Genomic DNA, 25221 nt, shown 5'->3' with positions numbered 1-25221 from the left:
CCGGGCGTGGGCACGCTGCAACTTGACGCTGTCGGACACAGAGCCCACAGAGCTAGACACTTATAGCGGATGTATTTTTCAGCGCATGCAGACCCTCATCGTCATCCCGGCCCGCCACGGCTCCACACGCTTCCCGGCGAAGCCCCTGCATCAGATCGCCGGTCATACGCTGGTCGCGCGCGTCGCCGACATTGCCCGGCGCACCGCTGAGACCCGCCCGGATGTGGCCTATGTCATCGCGACAGATCACGATGAGATCGAAGCGCATGCCAAGGAAATCGGCGCGCCCGTCGTGATGACCGATCCGGACCTGCCCTCCGGCACAGACCGGGCGCTCGCGGCCGCGCGGGGCTTCGGTGAAGCCCCGGATTTCGTGCTCAACCTGCAGGGCGATGCGCCTTTCACGCCGCCGGCCTATCTGAACGCCCTCATCGAGGCCGCCGAGACGAGCCAGACCGATGTCGTCACCCCCGTCATCCAGCTCGACTGGGCCGCCCTCGACCTGGTGCGTGACCAGAAGACGCGCGAACCGTTCAGCGGGACGAGCTGTATCCGCACAGCCGACGGCCGCGCCCTCTGGTTCTCGAAACAGGTGATCCCGGCGATCCGCAAGGAAGCAGCCCTGCGCCAGAGCGATCCGCTCTCGCCGGTGTTCCGGCATATCGGACTTTACGGCTACCGCATGGACGCGCTGGAGCGCTTCGCCAGCCTGCCGGTCGGTCATTACGAACAGCTGGAAGGCCTTGAGCAGCTGCGCTTCCTTGAGAACGGCATGACGATCCAGACCGTCGCTGTCGAGCCGGGCGACAATGCCATGTGGGGCGTCGATACGCCGGAAGATGCGAGCTATGCTGAAGCCCTCATCGCCCGCCATGGCGACCCGATGGAGGCCCCGAGCTAATGGCCCGCACGCTTTACATCGTCCGCCACGGCAACACATTCGACTCCGGCGACACCGTGACCCGTGTGGGCGCCCGCACCGACCTGCCCCTCTCACGCTCGGGTACGGCTCAGGCCGAAGCGCTGGCGCGTCATTTCGCCGAAGAGGGCCTCGCCTTTACCGACGCCATTACGGGCCCGCTGCGGCGCACGCGCGAGACGACCGAGATCATCATGGAAGGCCAGGCCCGGCCGCCACTGATCGAGATCGCCGACTTTCTGCGCGAGATCGATTACGGCCCCGACGAGAACAAGCCGGAAGAGGACGTCATCGCCCGCATCGGGGAAGACGCTCTCAAGGCCTGGGAAGAGCGTGGCGTCCCGCCGCCGGGCTGGATTGTCGATCCGGACATGCTGATGCGCGCCTGGCAGGACCTGTTCACCTATCTCGCCCGCCGCGGGAACCAGGATCCAGCCCTTGTCGTCACGAGCAATGGTATTGCGCGCTTTGCCCTTCTCGCTGGCGGCGCGCCTTTCGAAGAGGCCCATGACCTGAAGCTTAAGACCGGCGCGTATGGCGTGCTCGAGGTCTTGCCGGGCCGGACGCCACATATCGCGGCCTGGAACGTCCGCCCCTGACAGGCCTTCAAGCCAGTCCTGCAAAATCGCACGGGCCATGGCTTGCCCCGGCTTCCCCGCAGGCATAGGGTCCGCCGCGCCCGTAGACAGGACAGGATACAATGACCGAGACACTGCCGATCAGCCTTGAAGACGTGAAGGATGCTGCGCGGATTCTCGACGGCCAGATTGAGCGCACCCCGCTGCGCAAGTCGCGCACCCTGTCCGAAATCACGGGGGCGGACGTCTGGGTCAAATTCGAGAACCAGCAATTCACCGCCGCCTTCAAGGAGCGCGGCGCGCTGAACAAGCTCGCCCGCCTCACCGATGCGGAAAAGTCCGTTGGCGTCATCGCCGCCTCCGCCGGCAACCATGCCCAGGGCGTTGCCTATCACGGCCGCCGGCTGGGCATCCCGGTGACCATCGCCATGCCCGTCACCACACCGTTCAACAAGGTCGAGCATACCCGCGCCTTCGGCGCCCGCGTGCTGCTGGAAGGCAAAACGTTCGACGAGGCCAAGGCCTATGCCGAAAAGGTGCGCGAGCGCGAGGGGCTGACCTGGATCCACCCGTTCGACGACCCGGACATCATGGCCGGACAGGGCACAGCGGCGCTCGAAATGTACGAAGACAAGCCGGACTTCGATGTCCTCGTCGTGCCGATCGGCGGCGGCGGGCTCATTTCCGGCATGTCGACGGTCTCGAAGGCGATCAGCCCGGAAACGAAAGTCATCGGCGTGCAGGCGGCCATGTACCCGGCCATGTATGCAAGAATGCAGGGCCGCGAGGCCAAGGTTGGCGGTGCTTCCATTGCCGAGGGCATCTCGGTGAAGGAGCCCGGCGAGCTGACCAGCAAGGTGGTCCGCGCGCTGGTCGACGACATCGTCCTGGTCGAGGAAGAGCATCTCGAACGCGCCATCACCCTGTTTGCCGATGTCGAGAAGACGATTGCCGAAGGCGCCGGCGCCGCCGGGCTCGCCGCCCTGCTCGCCCATCCGTCGCGCTTTGCCGGCAAGAAGGTCGGCCTGATCCTGTGCGGCGGTAATATCGACACTCGCCTGCTCGCCTCGGTGCTGACACGCGCGCTGGTGCGCGAAAAGCGGCTGTCGAATATCCGCATCATCGGCGATGACACGCCGGGCCTGCTGGCGCTGGTCTCCAAGATCATCGGCGACAATGGCGCCAACATCATGGAAGTCGCCCATAACCGGATCGCGCTCGACGTGCCGGCCAAGGGCGCGGAGTTCGACATCCTGATGGAAACCCGCGACGCCCAGCATACGCAGGAAATCATCGACGCGCTTGCCCAGGCCGGCTATCCGCCCCGTCAGAATTAGGGCCGGCCTGCGCGGGACATCGTGACAGCGCGTGACGGCCTATCTAGGCTCGCGCCGGAATTGAGGATTGCAGGAGGCACGCGCCCCATGTTCAGACGTCTATCGACCGCCCTCATCGCGCTGACCCTTGCCGCCTGCGGCGGGCAGACTTCGGCTGATTTCGAGAGCTACTTCCCCTGGGACCCGGAGGCCCAGGAGATGCAGGAAACCGATAGCGGCCTGCAATATCTCGTCGTCGAGGAAGGCCCGGAAGACGCCCCTTCCCCGGAGATCGATTCCACGGTGCAGGTCTTCTATGAGGGCCGGCTGCCCGACGGCACGGTGTTCGACGGGAACTTCGACTCCAAGCGCCCGGCCATCTTTGGCGTCGGCCAGGTCATTCCCGGCTGGACGCAGGGCCTGCAGCTCATGTCGGAGGGCGACGAATACATCTTCTACATCCCCTCCCGGCTCGGCTATGGCGACAGCCCGCGCCCCGGTGGCAAGATCAAGCCGGGTGACGATCTCGTCTTCCGGGTGCAGCTGCAGAAGGTCTTCGAGCCGAAACCGGCCGATGCGGAAGCCTGGAGCGAATATACCCCGTGGGACTCTTCCAATGAGGACGTTCAGAAGACCGATTCCGGCCTCGAATATGTCGTGCTGGAAAGCGGCGATGAAAGCGGCAAGAGCCCAACGCCGAGCGATACCGCCGTCGTCTACTATGAAGGCCGCTTCGCCGAGAACGGCGAGGTATTCGACAGCGCCTTTCAGCGTGGCGAGCCGATCATGTTCAAGCCGGGCGAGGTTATCCCCGGCTGGAAGGAAGCGCTCACCATGATGAAGCCCGGTGACCGCTGGCTGATCCACATTCCTTCCGCGCTTGGCTATGGCGAACGCGGCTATCCCGGCGCCATCCCGCCCAACAGCGACCTCGATTTCGAGGTCGAACTCGTCGACGTGCTGCAAGGCGAATAGCCGGCCACAGCAGGCAGACCATCAAGGCGTGCCGCCCTAGGTCTCCGTCCGGCGCGCGATCAGGCGTTCGCAGATCTCGCGCACGGCCCCCTTCCCGCCGGGCTTGTCCAGGACGAGGCCGGCGGACTTGCGGACCGGCTCGAAGGCATCGCTGGGCGTGACGGCAAGCCCGACAAGCGCGAAAAGCGGCAGGTCGTTCAGGTCATTGCCAACGAAAACGACTTCCGAGAGCGGAATGCCGGTTTCCTTCGACCAGGCGGTGACATTGGCGACCTTGTCCTCGACGCCGTACACACACGGAACGTCGAGCTTCCTGCAGCGCGCAGCGACAACGGGATTGGTCTCCTTCGACACCACGGACACCTGTATATCGGTGTGCTTTTTCAGGCGCTCGATCCCCATCCCGTCCGAGCGGCTGACCCTGACCGCCTCCTTGCCGTCCTGATCGACGATGGCGCAGTCGTCGGTCAGGACGCCATCGAAGTCGAGCAGCAGGGCGGAGACCTTTTCGGGGAAGATATCCTCCACGCCGGCAGTCTCGATCTCGTTGGCAATTTCTTCGGCGATGGAGAGGTCGAGCGGCTCATCGATTTCAACGGAGCGCCGGGGCTCCACAACGTGGTGGGCAACAGTACCGAAGAAGCGGTGCCGGGCCGCCTTGAACCCCTCGGCCTTCATCGCATAGACCGCGCCGGTCTCGAGGAAGGCCGGGTCACGGTCCTGGCGTCTTGGCCGATGCTCCTTTTCATGGCCGACAGGCTCCACGCCCTTGCCCTCGGGCCTCCATAGGAAACCGTGGAAGGGCGTGACCGTCAGCGCGCAGTCGGCGTCGCCTTGCTTCAGCGGCGCCACGACGCCTTCGACATCGCCAGCCTGCACGAAGGGCGAGGTGCACTGCATGAAAACGATAATGTCAGGGCTTTCGCCGTTCTCCTCGATGACGCCAATGGCGTGAAGGAGAGCGGCTTCCGAACTGGCGGTATCATTGGCCAGATCTGCCGGCCGCCGGATCGTCTTCGCTCCACTCTGCGCAGCTTCGGCCAGGATCGTCTCATCGTCGGATGTGACATAGACCTCCGACACGCTGGAAGCGCCGCTTGCCGCCTCGACGGCACGGCGCAGGAGCGAGCGGCCGCGGATCGGCTTCAGGTTTTTTCCGGGAATGCCCTTGGACCCACCGCGGGCGGGGATGATTGCCACAGTTTTCACACTTCTTCTCCCTGCGGGTCGCCTGGATTTCGCGACATTGCCTGTAGCGGCACGGACCTCGGCCAGCCGGTGCCGACCCTGCCCCTGTAGATATCCGACCGGAAGGGCCGTCAACTATCCTGTGCGCAGTTATCCGACACCGAACGGGAATAGCCGCCATGACACCCAATCTTCTCCTGCCTTACCTGCAACAGAACCAGGCCCAGAAACATGTCACCCTGAACGAGAGCCTGAAGCGCCTCGACGCGCTGGTCCAGCTCGCGGTGGAGACCATTCAGCCGGAGCCGCCCTCCGCCCCAGCCGAGGGCGCGCGTTATATTGTCGGCCCGGCCCCGCAAGGCACCTGGACCGGGCACGCCGGAGAGGTCGCAGCCTGGTATGATGGCGCCTGGGATTTTCTTGTGCCGGAGGCCGGCTGGCAGGCCTGGATCCGCGATGACCAGCAGATGCGCGTCTGGAGCGGCGCTGACTGGACGGCGCAGGGCGCGCTCGACCAGCCGGCCCTTCTCGGCATCAACGCCACGCCCGACACGACGAACCGCCTGGCGGTGAGCGCGCCCGCCGCATTGTTCACCCATGAAGGCGACGGCCATCGCCTGACGGTCAACAAGGCTGACACGCCGGATACGGCAAGCCTGGTCTTCCAGACCGGCTATAGCGCGCGTGCCGAAATCGGCCTGACCGGCGACGACGCCTTCAGCGTCAAGGTCAGCGCCGACGGGTCGGCCTGGACAACCGGGCTGACGGTGAAGTCGGAGACAGGCGAAACCCTCGCGACGGGCCTGCATTCCGGAGAAGTCATGATCGCAGATGATGCGGCTGTGCTTGTCGTTCCGCCTGCCGCCGGAGGGATGATGGCGATCGCGCTCTTCTCGGAAACATTTCCGCAGGTCTCTTATTCCGGCATTGTCTGCTTCGACACCGGCACCACTCCGGGCCTCCTTGCGCTCGCCAATGGCGGCAAGCTCGGCCTCTATCCCGACCAGGCGCTTTCGGGCACCACAGGCGCGGATGTGCAGCTGAATGTCGGGGCGGTCACGGACAGTCTCTGGATCGAGAACCGGTTCGGCTCGGCCCAGACCTTCCGGTACTTCTTCTTCTGCTAGTTCGCGGTCTCGCCGGAGCGGCCGAGAAGCCGCTGCACGCGGGCTTTCAGCGAGGTTCGCGCCAACCCGTCCTCGAGGATATCGGCCTGCGCCAGCAAGGCGCCCAACCCAGGCCGGCCGGCTTCGATATCCTGGCGCACATGATGATTGATGAGGTGCGTGCGCATTGCCTTGTGCAGGTCCCGCGCCCCGGTGATGGAGTTGGCCGTGGTGCCGGAAGCCTGTTCGCGGACATGCTGATAGGCCAGCGTCTCCTCCAGGCTGGCAAGGTCGCCCTGCAGGAGGAGGCGCAAGTTGAAATCCCAGTCTCCAAGGACGGGCAGCGTCTCGTTGAACCCGCCGGCAGCCTCCCAGGCCGTCTTGCGAAAGAGCAGGGCTATGGGTGGAAAGCGGTTACGTACGGCCAGGCGCGGAAGGGTGAGTGCGCCGGCTGACTGGGCCGCGCCCTCGCTTTTCGGCGTGATCGCCCCCCCGGCCTCCGTCTCGAGGATTTCCTGCCACTCGCATACCACGCCTGCCAGGTCCGGTTTTGACGACAGGGCCCCCGTCATGCGGACAAGGAAGTCCGGCGCCCAGCGGTCGTCATCGTCATGAAGGGCTGCATAGTCGGCGCCCTCGCCCAACCGGCTGCGCATGCCGATGTTTCCCGCCGCCTCCATGCCGGCATTCTCGTCCAGATGGATGACTTCGGCTTTCAGGGTCTCAGGAAGCGTTTCCAGGACAGCATCGACCGGCTCGCGCTCGCCTGCATCATTGACGATGACCCAAGCAAAGGCGTTATGCGTCTGCGCGCAGAGGCTCTCGGCAGCCCGGCGCAGGAAAGCCGGCCGGTTGCGTGTGCGCGTGACCACAAGCGTATCGATTGGCGCCATGGGGCGGGAATCCCTCTATCAACAAGGCCGTCTGCAGGAATGAGACAGCAATTGCCGATTTGTCAAACCAGTGTAGCAAGAAGCAGACACCGCCGCGTCCGGCAATCGCCACCTTGGCCTTCCGCCGGACCGTCGCCCTCGATGCCGACCAAGCGAAGCTGAACCATGCCCTCTGACCGCCCTCTCGAACATGTCGTCGCCTTCTGCGAATCGGACACGCATGCCGCAATGATCGAGGCCATGCTCGACCGCGGCATAGCCGGTATCGAGCATGTCCTGGCGACCGGGACCTTTGACCGGCTCGCCAGACTGAACATCCCGGTGACGCTGCTCCCCGCCCCGGCCGGCCAGTCCCCCGGGACCGCGTGGGTGCTGGCCCAGGAGGTCGCGCGTGAGATGCTGGAGGGCCGCCAGCTCCTCCAGTTCCAGGACCAGGGCTGGACGGCGCAGGCCGTCAGCATGGCGGCGAAGGCCATGGGCGTTCCGCGGACGCTGGTCCAGGATGGATACCTGACCTTCGACACCCGACGCAGTTTCGGCGCCCGCCGCTGGCTGTGGCCGCTCACCGCGCGGCTGGACCGGTTACCTCTCACGACGCCGCGTCCACGCCGCCGCGTCCTGCTGAACAGGCTCCTCTACAGAAATCATTTTTTCGGCATCACACGGCCCGACAAGGCGCTGGTCTTCGGGGAAGCCATGAAGACGCGGCTCAGGCAGCAATGGGGCATCCCCCCCGGCGCAATCCACGTGACAGGCCCGCTCCTGCGGCCTGCCAGCCTGCAAACGGGCTATGCCGCACCCGATCCCGGACAGCCCCTGCGGGTCCTCTTTCTCGACCAGTGCTTCCTGCGCTACGGGCGTATGGACCGCAGCGACTGGGATGAGCGTTACCTACCCCTCATCCGGGCGCTGTCGGCATACGAGCTGACGGTCAAGCTCCACCCCTCCCAGCCGGAGCCGGAAGTGGGCGATATTGAAGCGGCCGCCGGCAAGAAGGTCCTGATTGCCGGCCGCGAGCGCCTGCCCGAGAAGCTCGACATGGCGGTGGACGTCGCGGTGACCGTCTCCTCCACAGCGTTCATATCGTGCTTGGCCACAGGGATACCCGTCATATTCTGTGATTGTGGGGCGCTGGACGTCATGCCGGCGTTTCATCACCCCCTGATAAAAAACTGTTCGGCAAGCCACCGCGTCGAACAGGCCCTCGAAACCTTCCGGAATTCCGGCACTTTTCCGGCAAATACAGGCGGTGAACCCCTTGAGGACCACCTTCTTCTGGCCGGTGACAAAGCCTTCATGTCTGCGCTTCAGGCATAGCTAGATGACGGCATTGTATGGTTGTATCCGTCACCCGACTTGGGATATCGGAGTAAAGTCTGAGAACAATATGGAGCGCGATGTGCAAGCCCCAAAGGTAGTCGCCGAAATCGGCTGTAATCACAAAGGCGATATAAAAATCGCCAAGGAAATGATTTCCATCGCCAAAGTGTTTTGTGGCGCAGATTTCGTGAAATTCCAGAAGCGGAACAACCGGGAGTTGCTTCCGCCCGACCAGTATGATGCGCCCCACCCCGTGCCGAGCAACGCGTATGGCGACACTTACGGGGCCCACCGTGAGTATCTCGAATTCACCGTGGACCAGCACAGGGAGCTGATGGACCATTGCGCGGAAACCGGCATCGGCTATTCGACCTCGGTCTGGGATGTCACCTCGGCGCGCGAAATGGCGTCTCTCCAGCCCGAATTCCTGAAAGTCCCGTCCGCCTCCAACCTCCATTTCGAAATGCTCGGCGTCCTGTGCGATGAGTTCAAGGGCAAGATCCAGCTTTCGCTTGGCATGACGACGCAGAAAGAAGAAGAGGACATCGTCCAGCTCTTCGAGAAGAAAGGCCGCAACAAGGATCTTCTCCTCTACGCCTGCACGTCCGGTTATCCGGTCCCGGCGGACCAGACTGCCCTTTTCGAAATCACGCGCCTGAAGAATAAGTTCGATGACCGGGTGGAAGCCATCGGCTTTTCCGGCCACCATCTCGGCATCGCCCTCGATGTCGCCGCCTACACGCTCGGCGCGGAATGGATCGAACGCCACTATACGCTCGACCGCACTTGGAAGGGCACCGACCACGCCGCCTCGCTCGAGCCCGACGGTCTGCGCAAGCTGGTTCGCGACCTTCACCTTGTCGCCGACGGCATGACCTACAAGGCCGAAGAGCTTCTGCCTATCGAGATCGAGACGCGCCGCAAGCTGAAATGGGGCGAACCGGCTTCGGTTTGATGCTTTCCGCGGATCCATCCGCCTTCGAGAGCCGGTCAGCCCTTCTGACCGGCTCTTTTTGCATTCCTGCCTGTACAGTGAGCCAGAGGCCCGACGCCTGATTTTCACGGAGGACCCGCATGCCCCTCTTCGTCACCGATATCGAAAGCCTGAAAACCTCGCGCGAGCTCCCACGGGACCTGCGCATGCAGGAGGCCCAGGCCCGGCGGCAGGCGAACCGCCCGGCCATTCTCTATTTCCTGCATATTCCCAAATGCGGCGGCACGAGTGCGGCGCATCTCTGGCGCTCGGCCTATCCGGGATGTGTCGCGACCGCCCGCCTCAATGCGAAATCCGACATCAAGCACTGCCGCCTACATGAAGTGGACGACGTTTACGACGTCTCCTTTGCAACGGTCCGGCACCCGCTGACATGGTATGAATCCTGGTGGCGCTACCTGTTGAGCCCGAAAGTCACGGACCGGGAAGAGACGCTGGACGCGGACGGCCGGCCGAACTTCGACACATGGATCGGCGAAGGGGTCTGGCATCCGCTGCGGCGCATCGCGCCCTGCCATGCCCCCTCCTTCAGCACCTTTATCGACAATGTGATCAGCCACCAGCCGGGCTTCGTTTCCAGCATGTACGATGAGTATTTCGGCCAGAGCTCCGGGACATTCGCCGTCGACCATGTTCTGAAAATGGAAAACCTGTATGCCGGGTTCGGATCGCTGTGCGAGCAATACGGGCTGAAACGGCCGCCCGGCGAAAAACATGAAAACCAGTCCCAGACCCTGCGGACCGACTGGTCTGAACGACAGGTCGAGAAGATGCTCGAGCTGGAAAAGGACGCGCTGAAGCGCTTCGGATACGATCAGGCCTGAGCAGGAGGCCGGTCGTCATCAGGCGACGTCGGCGTCGTCTCCGAATTTCCATTCCGCAGGCAGGCGCACCACGCCGATGGAGCGTGCGCTCGAAACGACGCTGATTTCCTCAAGGACATTCCGGTAGAGGAGCAGACCCTTTTCGGAAATGGCAATCGTGGTGACATAGCGGCCGGGCACCAGCGAGAACTGGGGCAGGGAAACTTCGCCCTTTACCTTGCCGGAGGCCTCCCGCAGGCGGTCGGGCTGGACGAACTCGGTCGTGATCGGGGCGAGCTTGTTGCCCTTTTCATCCCAGATCATCAGGCCGATCTCGATATCCTGGATGGTCTCCAGGCATTCGATCTCGAAATGGAAGGAGGCCGGCTTGCACGTATCGAGGACGTTGGCGGGCTTGCCATCCATTTTCCAGTAATGGTCGGCGCGCGAGACCTTCTTGCGGTCCATCGCGATCACGCCAAAACGTGTGTCCTTGATGATGTTGGCTTCGGGACTGTCGGGCGTCTTCGCCGGCGAAGCCGCTTTCGCGGGCTCTTTCGGGGGCGCCTTTTCCGGTTCCTTGCGAGCCGGGGCGACGCGCTTGGATTCGATCTGCGCCTGCATGTCGGTATAGAAGTCGATGGCGAGATCGGGTTCGCCACGGAACATGATCTGGCCCTTCTGGAGCACGATGGCCTTGGTGCACATCGACCGGATGTCGCTCATCGAATGCGAGGCAAAGACGACGCCGGCGCGTTCCGACATCTCATTGAGGCGGCTTCGGCATTTCTGTTTGAAGCTAAAATCACCCACCGAAACGATCTCGTCGAGCAGAAGGAGATCCGGTGTTATGGTCGATGCGATGGCAAAGGCCAACCGCAGGCGCATGCCGGAGGAATAGCCGGAGATCGGCGAATTGATGAAGTCCCCGAGCTCGGAAAACTTGTGAATGGCCGGGAACATCTCTTCCATCTCGCGCCGCGACCGGCCCATCAGGGCCCCCTTGATGAAGACGTTCTCCCGGCCCGAGAGGCTTGTCTCGAACCCGGCCCCCAGTTCGATCAGCGCGCCGGTCTCACCATTCACCTCGATCTCGCCGAGGTCCGGTGCCATCAGGCCATAGAGGACCCTGAGCAGCGTGCTCTTGCCCGCCCCGTTGAGTCCGATCACCCCGAGAACCTCACCGCGTTGCACTTCGAGATTGATGTCCTGGAGCGACCAGAAATCCCCTGTCCGGATACGCTTGTGCCGGGCAGACCGGCCCGTCAGGACAGCCCCGAGGCGTGCCGCTAGCTGGCGCCGGGCGACGAGGTTGCTGCGCCCGAATTTCTTGTAGACTCCGGAGGCCTTCAGAATGACGTCGTTCGATGCTTCGGTCATGGCGCCCGCCTATCCCGAGGCTCGCAGATGCGGCTCGGCCCTGTAGAAAAGGGTAATCGCCACAAGAAAGATCACCATGCCAAGGCCTCCGGTCCAGGCCATGACGGCAGGATCCGGCAGATAGCCTTTGACGAGCAGGGTCCTGAGCCCGTTCACATAGGTGTGGATCGGGTTGAAATCGGTCAACTGGCCGGAGAGCCCGCCCTGCGGCATGGGAAAGAAGACCGCCGAAAAGAAGACCCCGAACCGCAGGATAACGCTGACCACCTTCTCCACGTCGGCCGCCACCGCATTGAAAATCGCCAGTAGCAGGCCGACGCCGAGCGATGACAGGAAGACCACGCCCAGCAGCGGAAGGAAGGCTGCCGACCACCAGTGCGTCGGATACCCTCCGAAGAACACCATCAGGATCGCGATCAGGCCAAGGCGGACCAGCGTCTCGAACACGACCGTACCGAACCGTCCGAGAATGACGGAGAACACACCGATATGGGTCGAGGACAGCAGCGCCTTGTCGCTCTTGAGCGCAGCCATGGTCTGCTCGATCGGCGCGGTGACATAGGCATACAGCGTCACCCCGAGGGCGATATAGACCAGGTGCGACATGTCATCGGTCGTCGACACCACCCGCATGGTCGCCAGCAGCGTATAGGCGCCGATCGGCACGAGTGGCAGGGCAAAGGCCCAGAACATGCCGGCAAAGGTCGTGCTGTAGGAGGATTTGAACTTCCTGAGGAAGTTCATCCAGACCTGCCAGCGGTCGCGCCGGATTTCCCGCGCATAGGCGGAAATCGCCTCTATCGGGCCGCTGCGGGCCCGATAGCCCGGACTGTAGACAATGGAGCGCCCGGACCGGGCCTTGGCCGCGTCTTCCCGGCCCCGCTCTTCCTTGTCCGCGGAAAGATCAGTAGCCAAGCCCCGCCTCCCCGGCCGGCCGATCAAAGTCACGGTCGTGCAGGGCCACCAGGGCGTTGATCACCTCTTCCGGCAGCGGGCCGGCCGAAGCATCCTCGATAAGGCCGCCCAGGTGTTCCGGGCGGCCAACGCCGCAGATGACGCGGTCAATGGAAGGATGGTGCATCAGGAAGCGCCGGGCCGCAGACGGCACGCTCATGCCGTCCGGCAGGACGCTCTCAATGGCTTCCACACGCTTGACGATAGAAGACAGGCGCTCGCCCTTCAGCCACCCCGAACGGTGATCGTCCGGCGGGAAGGTCGAGTTTTCCGACAGCCGGCCCGACAGCATCCCGGTCGCCAGCGGCGAGCGGGCAAAGAAGGTCCTGAAGCGCGGCCGTGCGCCATCGGCCTCCTTGAGATAGAGCAGGTTGGCATCCTGCTGGAACATGTCCAGCCGACCTTCCGGCACGGCGGAATAGTCATATCCCTTCGCACCACTGAGGCCGATCTGGTTGACGACGCCGTTTGCCTTCAGCGCCTCGAGACGCTCGATCACGGGCTCGTAATCCTCGACCTCGGTCCGCGGATTGTGCAGGAAGACGCCTTCGATGCTATCGCGCTTCAGGCGTTTCAGCGAATTGCCGATGGAGGCTTCCAGCGCGTCCGGCGAGAAATCCTTGCCCACGAAAGGCACGTTCCCGCACTTGGTGAAGACCTGCACGTCGTCCTCGCCGGCCAGAACCATGCCCAGCGCGCTTTCGGCGAAGCCGAGGCCGTAATTGGGCGCCGTGTCGAAACTGCGGATCCCGGCATCCATGGCCCGGGTGATGCAGGTCTCGATATCGGCCAGGGAGCGTACGCCGAAATCACCACTCAGCGGCCAGGTGCCGATCACGATCTTGTTCGTCAATGTCATCGAAACTGGTCCCTATGCGCTCACACGTTTCGGCGTGGAAGCGCCGACGCCGCCGTCCTGCGCGGCCTGCTCGCGGAAATACTCCGCCTTCATGGCCTCGAGGTCGTCCAGACCATGCTCGACGAGATCCTTGAACTTCGCCTTGTAGAAGCAAAGCGTGTCGGGATCGACCAGCGTGTCGTGGCTCATCGTGCGCAGCTGGCCGTCGACGTGGAATTCGTACTCGTCGAAATAGCCGAGCTCGTTGCCCTTCTTCTGCTGGGCCGTGCCCTGATAGGGCGAATAGAAGGCCACCGTCACATTGTCCGGATCAATCAGGCGATTGAACTCGATCGTGCTCTTGATGGATTCTTCGTCAGCATCCGGCAGGCCGATAATGTTGTAGGAGGTGCGCTTGATGCCGGCCTCCTTGAGGACCTGGAACGCCTTGATGATGCGGTCCTGCGAGGCGAAACGGCGCAGCTTGTCTTCGCGGAAATCCTGCGTGGACAGCTCGACGCCCATGCCGATGCCATCGACCTTGAGCTTCTTCAGCAGGTCGATCGTCTTCTCGTTGATGCCTTCGGGACGCGTCTCGATATAGAGCTTGATGTCGAGATCGCTGGCATCCATCAGCTCGGCCAGCTCGGTCAGCGTCGAGCGCGTGATCGTCAGGAAGTTGGTATCCTGGCAGCGGAAAAGCGTGACGCCCTGCTCCTTGTGCAGGCGCGTCATCTCTTCCATGATCCGCTGCGGCGACTTGCTGCGCAGGTATTCCGGCGCGCGCTGGATGGCCCCGGACCGCGTCGTCTTGTCGAAGCCGTAATAGCTCTGGATCACGGTCTCGACACAATACTCGCAGGCATAGATGCAGCCACGCGACATCTCATAATCGACGGCCTTCACCACCTCGCCATTATAGGCGCGCCAGAAGGTCTGCGGCTCGAACAGCGAATAGTCGTAGGCCGGCAGTTCATCGAGGTCGCGCAGGATGGGCTGGGGCGGGGTCGTCTTGACCTCTTCCGGTCCATTGATCGCGAGGCCGTTGATCGCCTCGAAACTGTTCTTCTTGGCATCGATCGCGTCGGCAATCTCGCCGAGCGCCTTCTCGGACTCGCCGCGGATCAGGATGTCGATGGCCGACAGCCCTGAGAGCACATCCTTCGGCGCGGCCGTGGCCTGCAGGCCCGCCGTCACCAGGAGCGCATCGTCCTTGAACAGTTCGGCCAGTTCATAGCCGTACTGGATGTTCACATACTCGCCTTCCCCGTGGATGTGGGAAGAGATGGCCGACCAGAAGATGATGTCCGGCTTGAACTCCGCGACCTTCGCCTTGAGGTCTTCGACCACCGAGCCATCATTATAGGTGATGTGGCTCTTGTAGTCGGTCGGCTTGTACTGGCCGTTCTGGGTATTGTAGCCGATCTCATCCACGGTCCACTCGGTATAGAAGGTGGCGTCGAACAGTTCGACCTCGTGTCCCTTCTCCCGGAGCAGGCCGGCATGGGCCGGAATCCAGATCGCCGTGATGCCTCGGCCCCATTTGTTGGGGTTGATGAAGAGGATCTTCGCCATTCACTCGCCTCCTTCGGCGTATATCATGAAACATTGAGAGTGGTTGGCCCCAACCCGCTTGACGGTTCATGCCATGACAGGGGTACTCGGCGCACTGGCCGTCGCTTCGTCGAGAAACCTTATAAAGTGATTGCAGTCGATGAAAGGCCGGGCATGAAAAAACAACCGCATGTGATCAGCCGGATCGCCGATTGCACGCTGGAGCTCTTTCAGGACCTCGCCGGGCTCACGGGTATGGAAAACGCCGCAGCCCGGCATACCTTCGATGATCTCGCAGACGCCGCTGTAGTGATAGCTGACAATCGGCACGCCCCAGCTCAGCGCCTCCAGGCACGAAAGCGGGAACGGATCATCCCAGGACGTGAGCATGAAACGGTCGACCTGCCGGATAAGCTGTTGCAGCTTGTCGGCCGGCTGGTGGCCAATCCACTCGACATTTTCCGAAAGCTCACCGACAGGCTCGGTCTGGTGACCGGCCCAGATGAAACGGTAGGGCAGGCCCTTTTCTTTGGCGAGGTCGGCGACCTGGCCGAATAGTTCCGGCCCCTTCCGGCGCTGGATCGTGCCCACCATCAGGATGGTCTTCTCGCCGCCTGTGTCTTCCGGCCCCTTCCGGACCATTGAGAGATCGAGATTGCCGTCGGAGGCGACGTTGTAGACCAGCTTCGTGTAAGGCGGGGAGAAGGTCCGCTCGATATAGTCCTGCTGCAGCTTCGAGACACATAGCACCGGATAGGACTGAACGCCCTTCACGATGTTCTTGTAGAGTTCTGGCTGTTCTCTCTGGATGCGCTCGAAGATCCAGTCCATCTCGTGGAGATAGAGGAAGACATTGTCGGGCTTCGCGGCCAGGAAGTCGTTCACCGCCTTCCACTCGAAGGCGGCAATGGAATTGATGATCGTCTTCTTGGCCTTCGGGAACGGGACATGCGCCTGCTGCGAGGGATCCGTCTTTCGAAGGTCGAGCAGCACCGTGTCGCGCCCGGCCGCCCGCGTTTCCTCGACATAGTTCTTGATCGGGCGATAGCCGCCGGTCTTCGACGAGGTTTCGTGACAGATGGCCAGCAGCTCCACCTCGGAGGCTGCCAGGACCGGCTTCTTTGCCACAGCCGGCGGCAGGGCACTGGCGGCAGCGGCGCCAGCCTTGGCGAGGACAGGCCGCGCCGGCCCTTTGGGCGCCGGGCTGTCCAGCGACGGCGCCGGCACCCCATTGGCCCGAACCCTTGCGGGATCTGCGTCGGACTCCCGGCGTTTTGGAAGGCTTCTCAAGCCTTCCAGGCCCTGTTTCATCTTGGCCGCCGGCTTGAAGATGGCCTGCCCCACCCGGAACGACCGGCTTGACCGCAAGGCCGCCACTTCGGCGCTCAGACGTTGCACTTCAGTCTGCGGGTCGATCAGGCCACCTGTCGGACGGGGGACGATCGGGCCGCTCGGAACCTCGATCGGCGTGCCATGCATGATCGGCGAATCAGGCAGGACATCTTTCAGCGGGGATACCGAGGACGCATTGTATATCTTCGCATCCGGGAAGGTCTTCATCAGGTGCGACAGGAAGGCGAGATCCCGGCGCTCGGAATGCGCGGTCGGCTCGTAGCCCGGCTTTCTGTGCTTCTCGGCAAGCCGGGACTTGATGTCCTCGGAATAGTCGTGCGCGTAGCGCTGGCCCTTGTTGCGGTACATGTCGATCCCGACAAGGTGAATCTCCCGGAAGCCAAGGATGAGGGCGGTCGCCACGGCCTGGAATGTCTGTGTCGGAAGCGGGCGCAGCAGCATGTTGCGCACGACGTCGGGATGATGCCCGATCAGCCACCAATGGTCATAACGCGGATGCAGGATCTTCCGGCACTTGTCGGCAATGGCCTTGCCGGAGGGGCGCTCCGGCCTGATCTCGTTCGGCGTGAAGAAGAGCTTGTAGTCATAGACCTTGTTCTCGTGGGTCGACTGCATCAGCTCGTACATAACGTCGAGGTCGTTGGCCCAGAAATAGCCGTCCACACGCTCGCCGAAACGCGGTGTCGGCTCGGTGAAGAACATGTTCATGCGGAACCGGATGACCTCGTCGGGAATATGGGACGGATCGATATCGTTGATCGTCGGCCCCGGCCCGATGATGGCGAGCGGCAGATGGTTGCGCTCGGCGAGGTATGACAGCTCCCCCGCAAGGACATGGTCGGGCAGACCGGACCAGCGAACCTCTCTCATCTACTTGCCTCCCACGAACTCTGCCGTTTGGCGTTTCTGTTCCGGCAGCCACAAGCCTTCGCGTTGTTCGGGATGCGCGTCAAAATAGTTTTCCTGACCTGTCGAGAGGTAGAGCCCTGCCGCCTCGAGACGGTCAACGAGGCTTTTCTGCATCGGCCGCACCCCGAAATCCCGTTCATGATTGAAGTAGGAATAGAACCGCGAGGAATGCGGGTTATCGGCCCCGTATATGAGGGACAGGAACGACTTGTCGTCCTTGATCTCCTCAGTGAATTCGCCGGACAGGACGTCGGTCAGACGCCCGCAATGGAAGAGGCGCTGATCGAAGATCAGGGCATCACCGGGTTTGACGGGAGCGAGATAGGGCTTGTTGTCCAGAAGCACGCCCGGCCTCTGGTTGTGAATGCTCACAAACTCATGATCGGCGAGCTTCTTCGAAATCCGAGTGCGGTCGATATCCTCGCGATGCGACCTGGGATAGACCCCCATCGAGAAGTTCTTGCACTCGAAGTACAGGATGATCTTGGCGACGCTGTACTTGTGCTGGCTCTCGTCCCAGTCCAGCCCGACATTGAAGGTCCGGTAGCCCCCGTCGCGATGCCAGGGGAAGGACATGTGGTTGAGCTGGTATGTGGCCCATTGCAGGAACCGGATATCGTTGCCGAGGCAGCCGCGAACCGCCGCCAGCACGCGCGGATCAAAGACATACTCCTGGGCCGGCGGATACATCGCCGCGACATCCTTCGTCGTATGCCCCGCCTCCGGCATGGGATCCGGCACGAGGTCGGACTTGAACTGCTTGGCCCGCCCATTCGCTTCGCGTTCGGTCAGGACATTTCGGACGATGGCGAAGCCGTTCTTCTCGTAGAACTCGCGCATATTCGCCACCTTGCGCGCCACGAGCCGGGCCTGCTCGAGTTTTTCTTCCTCTAAAATTTCCGCAGACATCGTTGGCAGGATGGCAGGCTTGGCCACTTCCTTGGCGGCTAGCTTCTTGTCTTTGTTCGGTGCGGGCGAAGCGGGCTTGCCCGTCACAACCGGAAGGACCGGCTTTACGGGTGCAGACCGGCGGTCCAGTTCGTCCTGGGATGGCGGGGTAAGGAGGGACTGGCGAAGCGCCGCCTTGCCGGTCTTGATATATCTCAGAGGCAGCGTGATGGCCGAACCGACGCGGAAAGTGGTCGATTGCTCGACATCCTGCAGGAGGGTCAGCAGCCCGGTATACTCGGTCGCCAGCCGCCGTATCTTCGCATTGGCCTCTTCAAGAGCCCGCTCATATCCGAGCATGTTGTCCTCGAAGCGCACCCTGGAGGTCTCGAGCTGACGCGAATATTCCTCCGACTGCCGGGAATAGTATTCCGCCACTTCCTTGCGATAGAGATCGTTCTTGATCTCCATCTCGTCATTCAGCGACTGCACCTTGCTGCGCTCGCGCTCGAGGTCAGCCTTCAGGATGCTAACCTTGCCCCGCTGCTTGTCCTCAAGCCTCTGGACCTCCTTTGCCAGCATCGCATTCTCAGATTGGAGGCCGGCATTCTGTTCTTCCAGAGCGTAATATGACTTTTCCCTCTCCTGGAGCTCTTTCTCGACCGTCTCACGCCGCTTCTGCTCGCCTACGAGCTTTTCATCCAGTTGCGTCTTGGCTTTGGCAAGCTCCTTTTCGGCCCAATTCTTGTTCGTTTTGAGGGCCTCGCGCTCACGCCGAACCGCTTCTTCCACGGCTTTCGTGCCCGCCAAGAACTGAGAGGCCTGCTTCCGCTGGTTTTCCAGTTCTTTTCGAGCCTTTTCGCTCATGAAAAAGAGTTTCTCATATCCTTTCCGGTCAAGCCCGATCACGCGCTCCGCCGAAGGGACGTTCTCCCGGATAAAACTCGCGAGCTCCCTGTACGTCTTGCGCATGGCTGTCAGCATTTCCAGTTCTCGCCGACGGGCGTTGAACAGGCTTTCGGCCACAACCGGGGAAATGGCTGACTTTCGGGCCTTGGGCGCCGGTGTAACGGCACGCACCTTGCGCTGCATGACGGCGCGCAGCCAGATGCCATCGGGATTCTGGTCGATCCCAAACGCCATCTTCTCCAGACCTTCATAGAAGGAGACACGGGAAACCCCGCACTGCTCATTGCCCACCAGATCGAAGCCTTTCGCCTTGGCGAGCATTTTTTTCAATGTCTTCTGTTCAAAGTGGAAGAGATGTCCAAGACCGGGCTTCATGTTTTCAAGCTGGAGGCGGATAACCGTTTCATCCTCGGTCGGCACCTCCAGGAAGAGATACCCCTCGGGCTTCAGCATAGTCTGCAGCCGCTCAAGCTCGAAGAGGGGATCACGCATGTGCTCTAGCACATGAGACAGGATGATCAGGTCGAAACGTCCCTTAAACGCCTCATCCTCGAACAGCTCAGGCCCAAGCACCTCGACACCCTTGAGCGTTTCGAGATGCTCTCGAGCGAGCGGGTCCATCTCATAGATAAAACGCTCGCTCTCCGGAAAAGCCGCCAGCGCGCCGCCAAAACCGCCACCAAAATCGAGAACGGCCGGGAAGTCGCCAGCACCCGTCAACTTCTCGACAAAGGCGCGCTGCTCCAAGCCTCGCTGCCTGGCGGAATCAAGATAATCTTGCGAGACATGTGCCTTGCGATCCGAGGAGTAGCTCGACGCATAGGGGCCGTCCAAGAACACCTCCGGCAAGGATTCGGTCTGGATCAGGGAACACGTGTCGCACCGGTAGACAGGGACGCCAAACTCGACGCTCTGCTGAACAACGGAACAATCTTTCCCGCACAGATAGCATTTGTACTTTACCGACATCGACGTCACCCAGATCACATTCCGGCACTGCCATTAGAAACCAGTAGACTAGCGCAGAGTTGCGAAATGCCTGTTAATTCCCTGACAAAGATACCTATTAACCAGCGCCATACGCGCCGGCCGCGGAAGAATAACTTTTTTCGCGCTGGGAGAACAAGGTCAGGTCAGTCAGGTTCTGCAATCCCGGCAGTTTTCGGCGCTCATTCAATCTGAAACTCAAACTTTTCGCACCACGAGACGCATGCCTGTGGTGTAAAGGTCACGGTCGGAGAGCTTTGAGAACCGGCGAATCAGTTTCTTCCTCAACTGGTCGGGCAACTTCTCTTCCTGGGGCGTCATGGTGATCACCTTAAAGCCCTGCCGCTTGAAAATCTCGACGATTTCCGAGGCCCGCAGGCGATTGCAGAAAGGACCGTCCGGATCGTCTTCACACAGGAACGACCAAGGCGTAGCATCCGGGCGATAGTATGAACGGTGATCGCGCATATCGATGACGTGCGCATGAACGCCCCCGGACGTCGTTCGCTTGGACAAGGCCGCAATGACGTTTTCGAATTCGTCGACATGCTCCATTACACTTTGCGAGAACACGAAGTCGAAGCCATCCTCATCGAGCTCGCGGACATCGTCAATAAAGCGTTCGATACCCTGGGCAGGCTTGTCCTGCCACTTGCCTTCTTTCAGGGCTTTCATATCGAATGCCTGAACCCGCTCCCGTGCCTCGGCATCACCTTCCAGCCAAGCTTCGAAAAGCGTGTCAGCAAGACATTTCGCGGCCCGCTTGGGCAGGAAACGCGGGTCGAGTTCGACCCCCACGCCATCCGAACCGTAGAGAACGCGGAACCGGGCGACATTTGCCAAAGGATGGTACATACCTGCCCCGAAATCCATGACTTTGCGCGGTGGATGGTCCAGATGCTTCTCAGCCAGCACGACCCATTTCTGAAATGTCTCGCGGATACGGATGCCCCCCAGTCTCCACTGAGAGTCTTTTTCCAGCTTCTCAAGTATTTCCCGCATCAGATGATCCTGCTCGATCCATGGCAGCGACATAGCCAAGTCTCTAGCTTCAGGAAGTCTGGACATTATCACCTCGGCGCGTTTTGGGAGTGGACCTGACAGCGACAATATGTAGACCGCCCTGGCGATACAACAGCCTGCGGGTGATAAAGCTCCATGAGACTGACAATAGCGTCGACCGCCCGGGCCGGCCGTTTTGTGAAACACACAGATCAAACAATTGCCAGTTGCACTCAGCGCGGGTTCATGCTGCTGATGGGGCGGATGCGCGGCCTGCCCGTTTTCTGACATGATGCTGCGCGACACGTGAATGGCTTGGAGTACCAAAAGTTGTCCGCCCCATTTAGCGCCAGCGTCATCATCGTGAACTATAATGGCGGGGATTTCATCCAGTCCGCGCTGGACCATCTGAAATCGCAGACGCTGAGACCGGCGGAAGTCATCGTCATCGACAATGCCTCCAGCGACGGCTCAGCCGACCGGCTGGACCTTGAAGGGCTCGACAATGCCCGGCTCTTGCGCATGGACGACAATCTCGGCTTTGCCCAAGCGAACAATATCGCCGCGCGCGAAGCCAAGGGCGACTGGCTGATCCTGCTCAACCCCGATGGCGAACCGCGTCCGACCTGGCTGGCCAAGCTCGCCGACGCGGCCGAGCGCTATCCGGATGTCACCTCTTTTGCCAGCGCGCAGATCGACGCGGAAAACCCGAAACGCCTGGACGGCACAGGCGACTGCTATTCGGTTTACGGCTTCCCCTGGCGCGGCGGATTCGGTGCCGCCCGCGAGGCCCTGCCCGAGGAAGGCGAATGCTTCTCGCCGTGCGGCGCGAGCGCCATGATCCGCAAGGACACCTTCCTTCAGGCCGGCGGGTTCGACGAAAGCTATTTCTGCTATTGCGAGGACGTCGATCTCGGCTACCGGCTGCGCCTGATGGGGGAGCGCTGCATCTTCGTGCCGGACGCCATTATCGGCCATCATGGCAGTGCGATTACCGGCCGCCTCAGCGATTTCACTGTCCGGCTCGGCACCCGCAACCGGCTCACCACCTATCTCAAGAACACACCGCCCGTGCTGCTGGTGCTGTCGCTTCCCGCCCATATTGTGTTGACGCTTTACCTTTACCTCTCCGCGCTCGGCCGGCCGCGCGCGCGTTCGATCCGGCGCGGACTGGGCGAAGCCTTCGGGCGGTTCGGGGAGACGATGAAAGCCCGCCGCGACATCCAGCGGCAAAGGCAACTCTCGAGCTTCGCCATTGTCCGGGCGATGAACTGGGACCCGATCGTGCTGCACCGCCGGCGTCCGCATGTCTGGCCGGCCCTTGAGCAGACCAAGACCGACAAATCGCTGGCGAGCTAGGCGCCTGACGCCACTCCAGACGGCCTAGCTGGAGAGCACGCCCGCCTGCTGCAGCATCGCGATCACACGGTCTGCCCCGTCTTCGGGCGAGAGCTTGTCGGTCTCCAGATGGACCTCCGGCTCGAGCGGGGCCTCGTAGGGGCTGTCGATGCCGGTGAAGTTCTTGATCTCGCCGGCCCGCGCCTTCTTGTAGAGGCCTTTCACGTCACGGCTTTCGGCAACCTCCAGCGGCGCGTCGACAAAGACTTCCCAGAACTCGCCATCCTCGACCATCTGGCGCACGATCCGGCGCTCGGCGCGGAAGGGCGAGATGAAGGAGACGAGTACGATCAGGCCGGCATCGACCATCAACTTCGAGACCTCGCCCACCCGGCGGATATTCTCCACCCGGTCGGCATCGGTGAAGCCGAGATCGTGGTTGAGCCCGTGGCGGACATTGTCGCCATCGAGCGTGTAGGTGTGCTTGCCCATCGCCGCCAGGCGCTTCTCGACAATGTTGGCCACCGTCGACTTGCCGGCGCCGGAGAGCCCCGTGAACCAGAGGATGACCGGCTTCTGCCCCTTCATCGAGGCCCGCAGCTCCTTGCTCACATCGAGCGACTGGCGGTGAATATTGGAGGCCCGGCGCAGCGCGAAATTGATCAGCCCCATGCCGACGGTCTCGTTCGTCATCCGGTCGATGATGATGAACCCGCCCATGCGACGATTGTCGCCATAGGCATCGAAAGCGATCTCGCGGTCGAGCGCGATGTTGCAGACGCCGATCTCGTTCAGGTTCAGCGTCTTGGCCGCCTCATGGGCGCGAGTGTTCACATCCACCCGGTAGCGCTGTTCGGTCACCTGCATCTGGCATTCGCGGGCACCGATCTTCATCACATAGGAGCGCCCCGGCAGCATGGCGCTGTCGGACATCCAGAGAATGGTCGACTGGAACTGGTCGGACACTTCCGCCGGCGCCTGGTCGGCACAGAGCACATCGCCGCGCGAAATGTCGATCTCGTCCTCGAGCGTCAGCGTGATGGACTGGCCTTCAACACCTTCATCGAGATCACCGCTATAGGACACGATGCTCGCCACCTTGCTGGAGCGCCCGGAGGGCAGCGCACGCACCGACTCGCCCGGCCGGATCCGGCCGGAAACGATCTGGCCGGCAAAGCCGCGGAAATCGAGATTGGGCCGGCTGACCCACTGCACCGGCATGCGGAACGCCTTGTCCTGATCCTCGGCGCGAATCTCGACGGTATCGAGATACTCCATCAGCGGCGGGCCGTCATACCAAGGCGTGCGGTCGCTATTGGTGACGACATTGTCGCCGGCCAGCGCCGAGACCGGAATGGCCTGCACGCTCTCGAAGCCGAAATCGGCCGCGAAGTCGCGATAGTCCTTCAGGATCTTGTCGTAGACCGCCTTGTCATAATCGACGAGATCCATCTTGTTGATGCAGAGCACGACATGCTTGATGCCGAGCAGCGAGACAATGAAGCTGTGGCGGCGGGTCTGGGTCAGCACGCCCTTGCGCGCATCGATCATCACAATGGCGAGGTCGGCCGTCGAGGCGCCGGTCGCCATATTGCGGGTATACTGCTCGTGGCCCGGCGTGTCGGCGACAATGAATTTGCGCCGGTCGGTGGAGAAGAAGCGGTAGGCAACATCGATCGTGATGCCCTGCTCGCGCTCGGCGGCCAGGCCGTCGACCAGCAGCGCGAAGTCGATCTCCTCACCCTGCGTGCCGAATTTCTTCGACTCATTCTTCAGCGAGGCCAGCTGGTCGTCGAAGATCATCTTCGACTCGTAGAGAAGCCTGCCGATCAGGGTGGACTTGCCGTCATCGACCGAGCCGCAGGTGATGAAACGCAGGAGCGACTTCTTCAGCTGGCTGTCGAGATAGGTCTCGATGTCGGCGAATTGGGGGGCTGCATAGGCGTTCATCAGAAATAGCCCTCCTGCTTCTTCATCTCCATCGAGGCGGGCGCATCCTTGTCGATGGCGCGGCCTTCGCGCTCAGACGTCGTCGTGCGCAGCATTTCCTCGATGATCTCGGTAATGGTGGAGGCGGTCGATTCCACCGCGCCGGTCAGCGGGTAGCAGCCGAGCGTGCGGAAGCGGACGGTCTTCATCATCGGCTCTTCGCCGGGCTCCAGCGGCAGGCGGTCATCGTCGACCATGACCAGGATGCCGTCACGCTCGACCACCGGGCGTTCGGCGGCGAAATAAAGCGGCACGATCTCAATATTCTCCTGGTAGATGTACTGCCAGATATCGAGCTCGGTCCAGTTGGAGATCGGGAAGACCCGCACGCTCTCGCCCGGCTTGATGCGCGTATTGTAGAGCGACCAGAGTTCCGGGCGCTGGTTCTTCGGGTCCCAGCGGTGCTGCGCGGAGCGGAAGGAGAAGATGCGCTCCTTGGCGCGGGACTTCTCCTCGTCGCGGCGCGCGCCGCCAATGGCCGCATCGAACTTGTACTTGTCGAGCGCCTGTTTCAGCGCCTGGGTCTTCATCACATCGGTATGCAGTGCCGAGCCGTGCGTGAACGGGCCGATGCCCTGATCGACACCTTCCTGATTGATATGAACCAGAAGATCGGTCTGCGGATCGTCCTTCAGCACATCCCGGAAGGCGATCATTTCGCTGAACTTCCAGGTCGTATCGACATGCAGCAGAGGAAACGGGATCGGCCCCGGATGGAACGCCTTGCGGGCCAGGTGCAAGAGAACAGAGCTGTCCTTGCCGATGGAATACATCATGACAGGGTTCTGCATCGAGGCGGCGACCTCGCGCAGGATATGGATGCTCTCGGCTTCCAGCCGGTCAAGATGGGTCAGTTGCGTCATGAAGGGCCCGGGGTTCGGTTCAAGATGGCGGTTAGCTAGCAATCAGGGTTTGCATAAACAATGTAGCGATGGTCAACCGAGACACAGCATTTTGCTAAAGTGGCAGCCCTTCGCACGGGGACGGCCGCGCCCGGAGTTTGCCAAACCGCAATCTGCCAGTTGTCG

The 25221-nt window shown here is 61.9% G+C and carries 20 protein-coding genes; 9 read left to right on the top strand and 11 right to left on the bottom strand.

Features of this window, described 5'->3' with window-relative positions; translation table 11 throughout:
• Positions 1-85 precede the first annotated feature (85 nt).
• The 4 genes from B8784_RS14690 to B8784_RS14675 all read left to right on the top strand — a co-directional run bounded on the left by B8784_RS14690 (position 86) and on the right by B8784_RS14675 (position 3788).
• Positions 86-901: a 3-deoxy-manno-octulosonate cytidylyltransferase family protein gene (locus B8784_RS14690; RefSeq protein ID WP_084398690.1), complete on the top strand. Its 816-nt coding sequence runs from the start codon at positions 86-88 to the stop codon at positions 899-901.
• Positions 901-1518 (top strand): histidine phosphatase family protein, encoded by a 618-nt coding sequence (locus B8784_RS14685; RefSeq protein WP_084398689.1) that lies wholly within the window; start codon positions 901-903, stop codon positions 1516-1518. The genes B8784_RS14690 and B8784_RS14685 overlap by 1 nt, the downstream gene beginning before the upstream one ends.
• 101 nt (positions 1519-1619) lie before the next feature.
• Positions 1620-2834: a threonine ammonia-lyase gene (locus tag B8784_RS14680; RefSeq protein WP_143435535.1), complete on the top strand. Its 1215-nt coding sequence runs from the start codon at positions 1620-1622 to the stop codon at positions 2832-2834.
• 87 nt (positions 2835-2921) lie between these two features.
• Positions 2922-3788 (top strand): FKBP-type peptidyl-prolyl cis-trans isomerase, encoded by an 867-nt coding sequence (locus B8784_RS14675; protein ID WP_084398688.1) that lies wholly within the window; start codon positions 2922-2924, stop codon positions 3786-3788.
• A gap of 36 nt (positions 3789-3824) precedes the next feature.
• Here B8784_RS14675 and B8784_RS14670 read toward each other — a convergent pair whose 3' ends face one another.
• Positions 3825-4997, bottom strand: coding sequence for an acylneuraminate cytidylyltransferase (locus B8784_RS14670; protein ID WP_084398687.1), 1173 nt, complete (start codon positions 4995-4997; stop codon positions 3825-3827).
• Between the two features lie 158 nt (positions 4998-5155).
• Here B8784_RS14670 and B8784_RS14665 point away from each other — a divergent pair, with 158 nt between their 5' ends.
• The gene (locus B8784_RS14665; protein WP_084398686.1) at positions 5156-6103 is read left to right on the top strand and encodes a DUF2793 domain-containing protein; all 948 of its coding nucleotides are present in this window, start codon (positions 5156-5158) and stop codon (positions 6101-6103) included.
• Here B8784_RS14665 and B8784_RS14660 read toward each other — a convergent pair.
• Complete coding sequence (locus tag B8784_RS14660; protein ID WP_084398685.1) at positions 6100-6975, bottom strand: glycosyltransferase family A protein; 876 nt, start codon at positions 6973-6975, stop codon at positions 6100-6102. The genes B8784_RS14665 and B8784_RS14660 overlap by 4 nt on opposite strands.
• Before the next feature lie 165 nt (positions 6976-7140).
• Between B8784_RS14660 and B8784_RS14655 the strand changes: the two genes are divergently transcribed.
• From B8784_RS14655 to B8784_RS14645, 3 genes are all read left to right on the top strand, one after another.
• The gene (locus tag B8784_RS14655) at positions 7141-8292 is read left to right on the top strand and encodes a glycosyltransferase family protein (protein WP_084398684.1); all 1152 of its coding nucleotides are present in this window, start codon (positions 7141-7143) and stop codon (positions 8290-8292) included.
• 70 nt (positions 8293-8362) lie between these two features.
• Positions 8363-9250 carry an N-acetylneuraminate synthase family protein gene (locus B8784_RS14650; RefSeq protein WP_084398683.1) on the top strand — a complete coding sequence of 296 codons (888 nt, stop codon included), beginning with the start codon at positions 8363-8365 and terminating at the stop codon, positions 9248-9250.
• Between the two features lie 119 nt (positions 9251-9369).
• Positions 9370-10113, top strand: coding sequence for a hypothetical protein (locus B8784_RS14645; RefSeq protein WP_084398682.1), 744 nt, complete (start codon positions 9370-9372; stop codon positions 10111-10113).
• 18 nt (positions 10114-10131) lie between these two features.
• On the opposite strand, the gene B8784_RS14640 is transcribed toward B8784_RS14645, so the two are convergent.
• The 7 genes from B8784_RS14640 to B8784_RS14610 form a co-directional block, all read right to left on the bottom strand.
• On the bottom strand, positions 10132-11472 hold the full coding sequence (locus B8784_RS14640; protein WP_084398681.1) for an ABC transporter ATP-binding protein: 1341 nt from the start codon (positions 11470-11472) through the stop codon (positions 10132-10134).
• 9 nt (positions 11473-11481) lie between these two features.
• Positions 11482-12387 carry an ABC transporter permease gene (locus tag B8784_RS14635; protein ID WP_084398680.1) on the bottom strand — a complete coding sequence of 302 codons (906 nt, stop codon included), beginning with the start codon at positions 12385-12387 and terminating at the stop codon, positions 11482-11484.
• Complete coding sequence (locus B8784_RS14630) at positions 12377-13285, bottom strand: aldo/keto reductase (RefSeq protein ID WP_084398679.1); 909 nt, start codon at positions 13283-13285, stop codon at positions 12377-12379. Before B8784_RS14630 ends, B8784_RS14635 begins: the two co-directional genes overlap by 11 nt.
• Before the next feature lie 12 nt (positions 13286-13297).
• Complete coding sequence (locus B8784_RS14625) at positions 13298-14839, bottom strand: B12-binding domain-containing radical SAM protein (protein WP_084398678.1); 1542 nt, start codon at positions 14837-14839, stop codon at positions 13298-13300.
• 66 nt (positions 14840-14905) lie between these two features.
• Entirely contained in the window at positions 14906-17041 is a 2136-nt protein-coding gene (locus B8784_RS14620) for a glycosyltransferase family 4 protein (protein ID WP_084398677.1), read from the bottom strand.
• The gene (locus B8784_RS14615) at positions 17042-19624 is read right to left on the bottom strand and encodes a methyltransferase domain-containing protein (protein ID WP_158085696.1); all 2583 of its coding nucleotides are present in this window, start codon (positions 19622-19624) and stop codon (positions 17042-17044) included.
• Positions 19625-20062: 438 nt separating this feature from the next.
• Entirely contained in the window at positions 20063-20932 is an 870-nt protein-coding gene (locus tag B8784_RS14610; protein ID WP_158085695.1) for a methyltransferase domain-containing protein, read from the bottom strand.
• A gap of 264 nt (positions 20933-21196) precedes the next feature.
• Here B8784_RS14610 and B8784_RS14605 point away from each other — a divergent pair, with 264 nt between their 5' ends.
• On the top strand, positions 21197-22225 hold the full coding sequence (locus B8784_RS14605; RefSeq protein WP_158085694.1) for a glycosyltransferase family 2 protein: 1029 nt from the start codon (positions 21197-21199) through the stop codon (positions 22223-22225).
• A gap of 24 nt (positions 22226-22249) precedes the next feature.
• Here the strand turns inward: B8784_RS14605 and cysN are convergent, their stop codons facing one another.
• Both cysN and cysD read right to left on the bottom strand, forming a co-directional pair.
• Entirely contained in the window at positions 22250-24154 is a 1905-nt protein-coding gene (gene cysN, locus B8784_RS14600) for a sulfate adenylyltransferase subunit CysN (RefSeq protein ID WP_084398674.1), read from the bottom strand.
• The gene (cysD, locus tag B8784_RS14595) at positions 24154-25056 is read right to left on the bottom strand and encodes a sulfate adenylyltransferase subunit CysD (protein ID WP_084398673.1); all 903 of its coding nucleotides are present in this window, start codon (positions 25054-25056) and stop codon (positions 24154-24156) included. Before cysD ends, cysN begins: the two co-directional genes overlap by 1 nt.
• Positions 25057-25221: the final 165 nt, after the last annotated feature.

It is taken from the genome of Henriciella aquimarina (genome assembly GCF_002088975.1).
GTDB classification, from domain to species: Bacteria; Pseudomonadota; Alphaproteobacteria; order Caulobacterales; family Hyphomonadaceae; genus Henriciella; species Henriciella aquimarina.
This window is presented reverse-complemented; position numbering and strand designations above follow the sequence as displayed.

Bases quoted from the DNA above. Each gene is read 5' to 3' on its own strand.
- B8784_RS14680 (WP_143435535.1), top strand. From the start codon at position 1,620: ATGACCGAGACACTGCCGATCAGCCTTGAAGACGTGAAGGATGCTGCG.
- B8784_RS14660 (WP_084398685.1), bottom strand. From the start codon at position 6,975: ATGGCGCCAATCGATACGCTTGTGGTCACGCGCACACGCAACCGGCCG.
- B8784_RS14620 (WP_084398677.1), bottom strand. From the start codon at position 17,041: ATGAGAGAGGTTCGCTGGTCCGGTCTGCCCGACCATGTCCTTGCGGGG.
- cysN (WP_084398674.1), bottom strand. From the start codon at position 24,154: ATGAACGCCTATGCAGCCCCCCAATTCGCCGACATCGAGACCTATCTC.
- B8784_RS14610 (WP_158085695.1), bottom strand. From the start codon at position 20,932: ATGTCCAGACTTCCTGAAGCTAGAGACTTGGCTATGTCGCTGCCATGG.
- B8784_RS14645 (WP_084398682.1), top strand. From the start codon at position 9,370: ATGCCCCTCTTCGTCACCGATATCGAAAGCCTGAAAACCTCGCGCGAG.
- B8784_RS14685 (WP_084398689.1), top strand. From the start codon at position 901: ATGGCCCGCACGCTTTACATCGTCCGCCACGGCAACACATTCGACTCC.
- B8784_RS14665 (WP_084398686.1), top strand. From the start codon at position 5,156: ATGACACCCAATCTTCTCCTGCCTTACCTGCAACAGAACCAGGCCCAG.
- B8784_RS14630 (WP_084398679.1), bottom strand. From the start codon at position 13,285: ATGACATTGACGAACAAGATCGTGATCGGCACCTGGCCGCTGAGTGGT.
- B8784_RS14640 (WP_084398681.1), bottom strand. From the start codon at position 11,472: ATGACCGAAGCATCGAACGACGTCATTCTGAAGGCCTCCGGAGTCTAC.
- B8784_RS14650 (WP_084398683.1), top strand. From the start codon at position 8,363: ATGGAGCGCGATGTGCAAGCCCCAAAGGTAGTCGCCGAAATCGGCTGT.
- B8784_RS14675 (WP_084398688.1), top strand. From the start codon at position 2,922: ATGTTCAGACGTCTATCGACCGCCCTCATCGCGCTGACCCTTGCCGCC.
- B8784_RS14655 (WP_084398684.1), top strand. From the start codon at position 7,141: ATGCCCTCTGACCGCCCTCTCGAACATGTCGTCGCCTTCTGCGAATCG.
- B8784_RS14690 (WP_084398690.1), top strand. From the start codon at position 86: ATGCAGACCCTCATCGTCATCCCGGCCCGCCACGGCTCCACACGCTTC.
- cysD (WP_084398673.1), bottom strand. From the start codon at position 25,056: ATGACGCAACTGACCCATCTTGACCGGCTGGAAGCCGAGAGCATCCAT.
- B8784_RS14625 (WP_084398678.1), bottom strand. From the start codon at position 14,839: ATGGCGAAGATCCTCTTCATCAACCCCAACAAATGGGGCCGAGGCATC.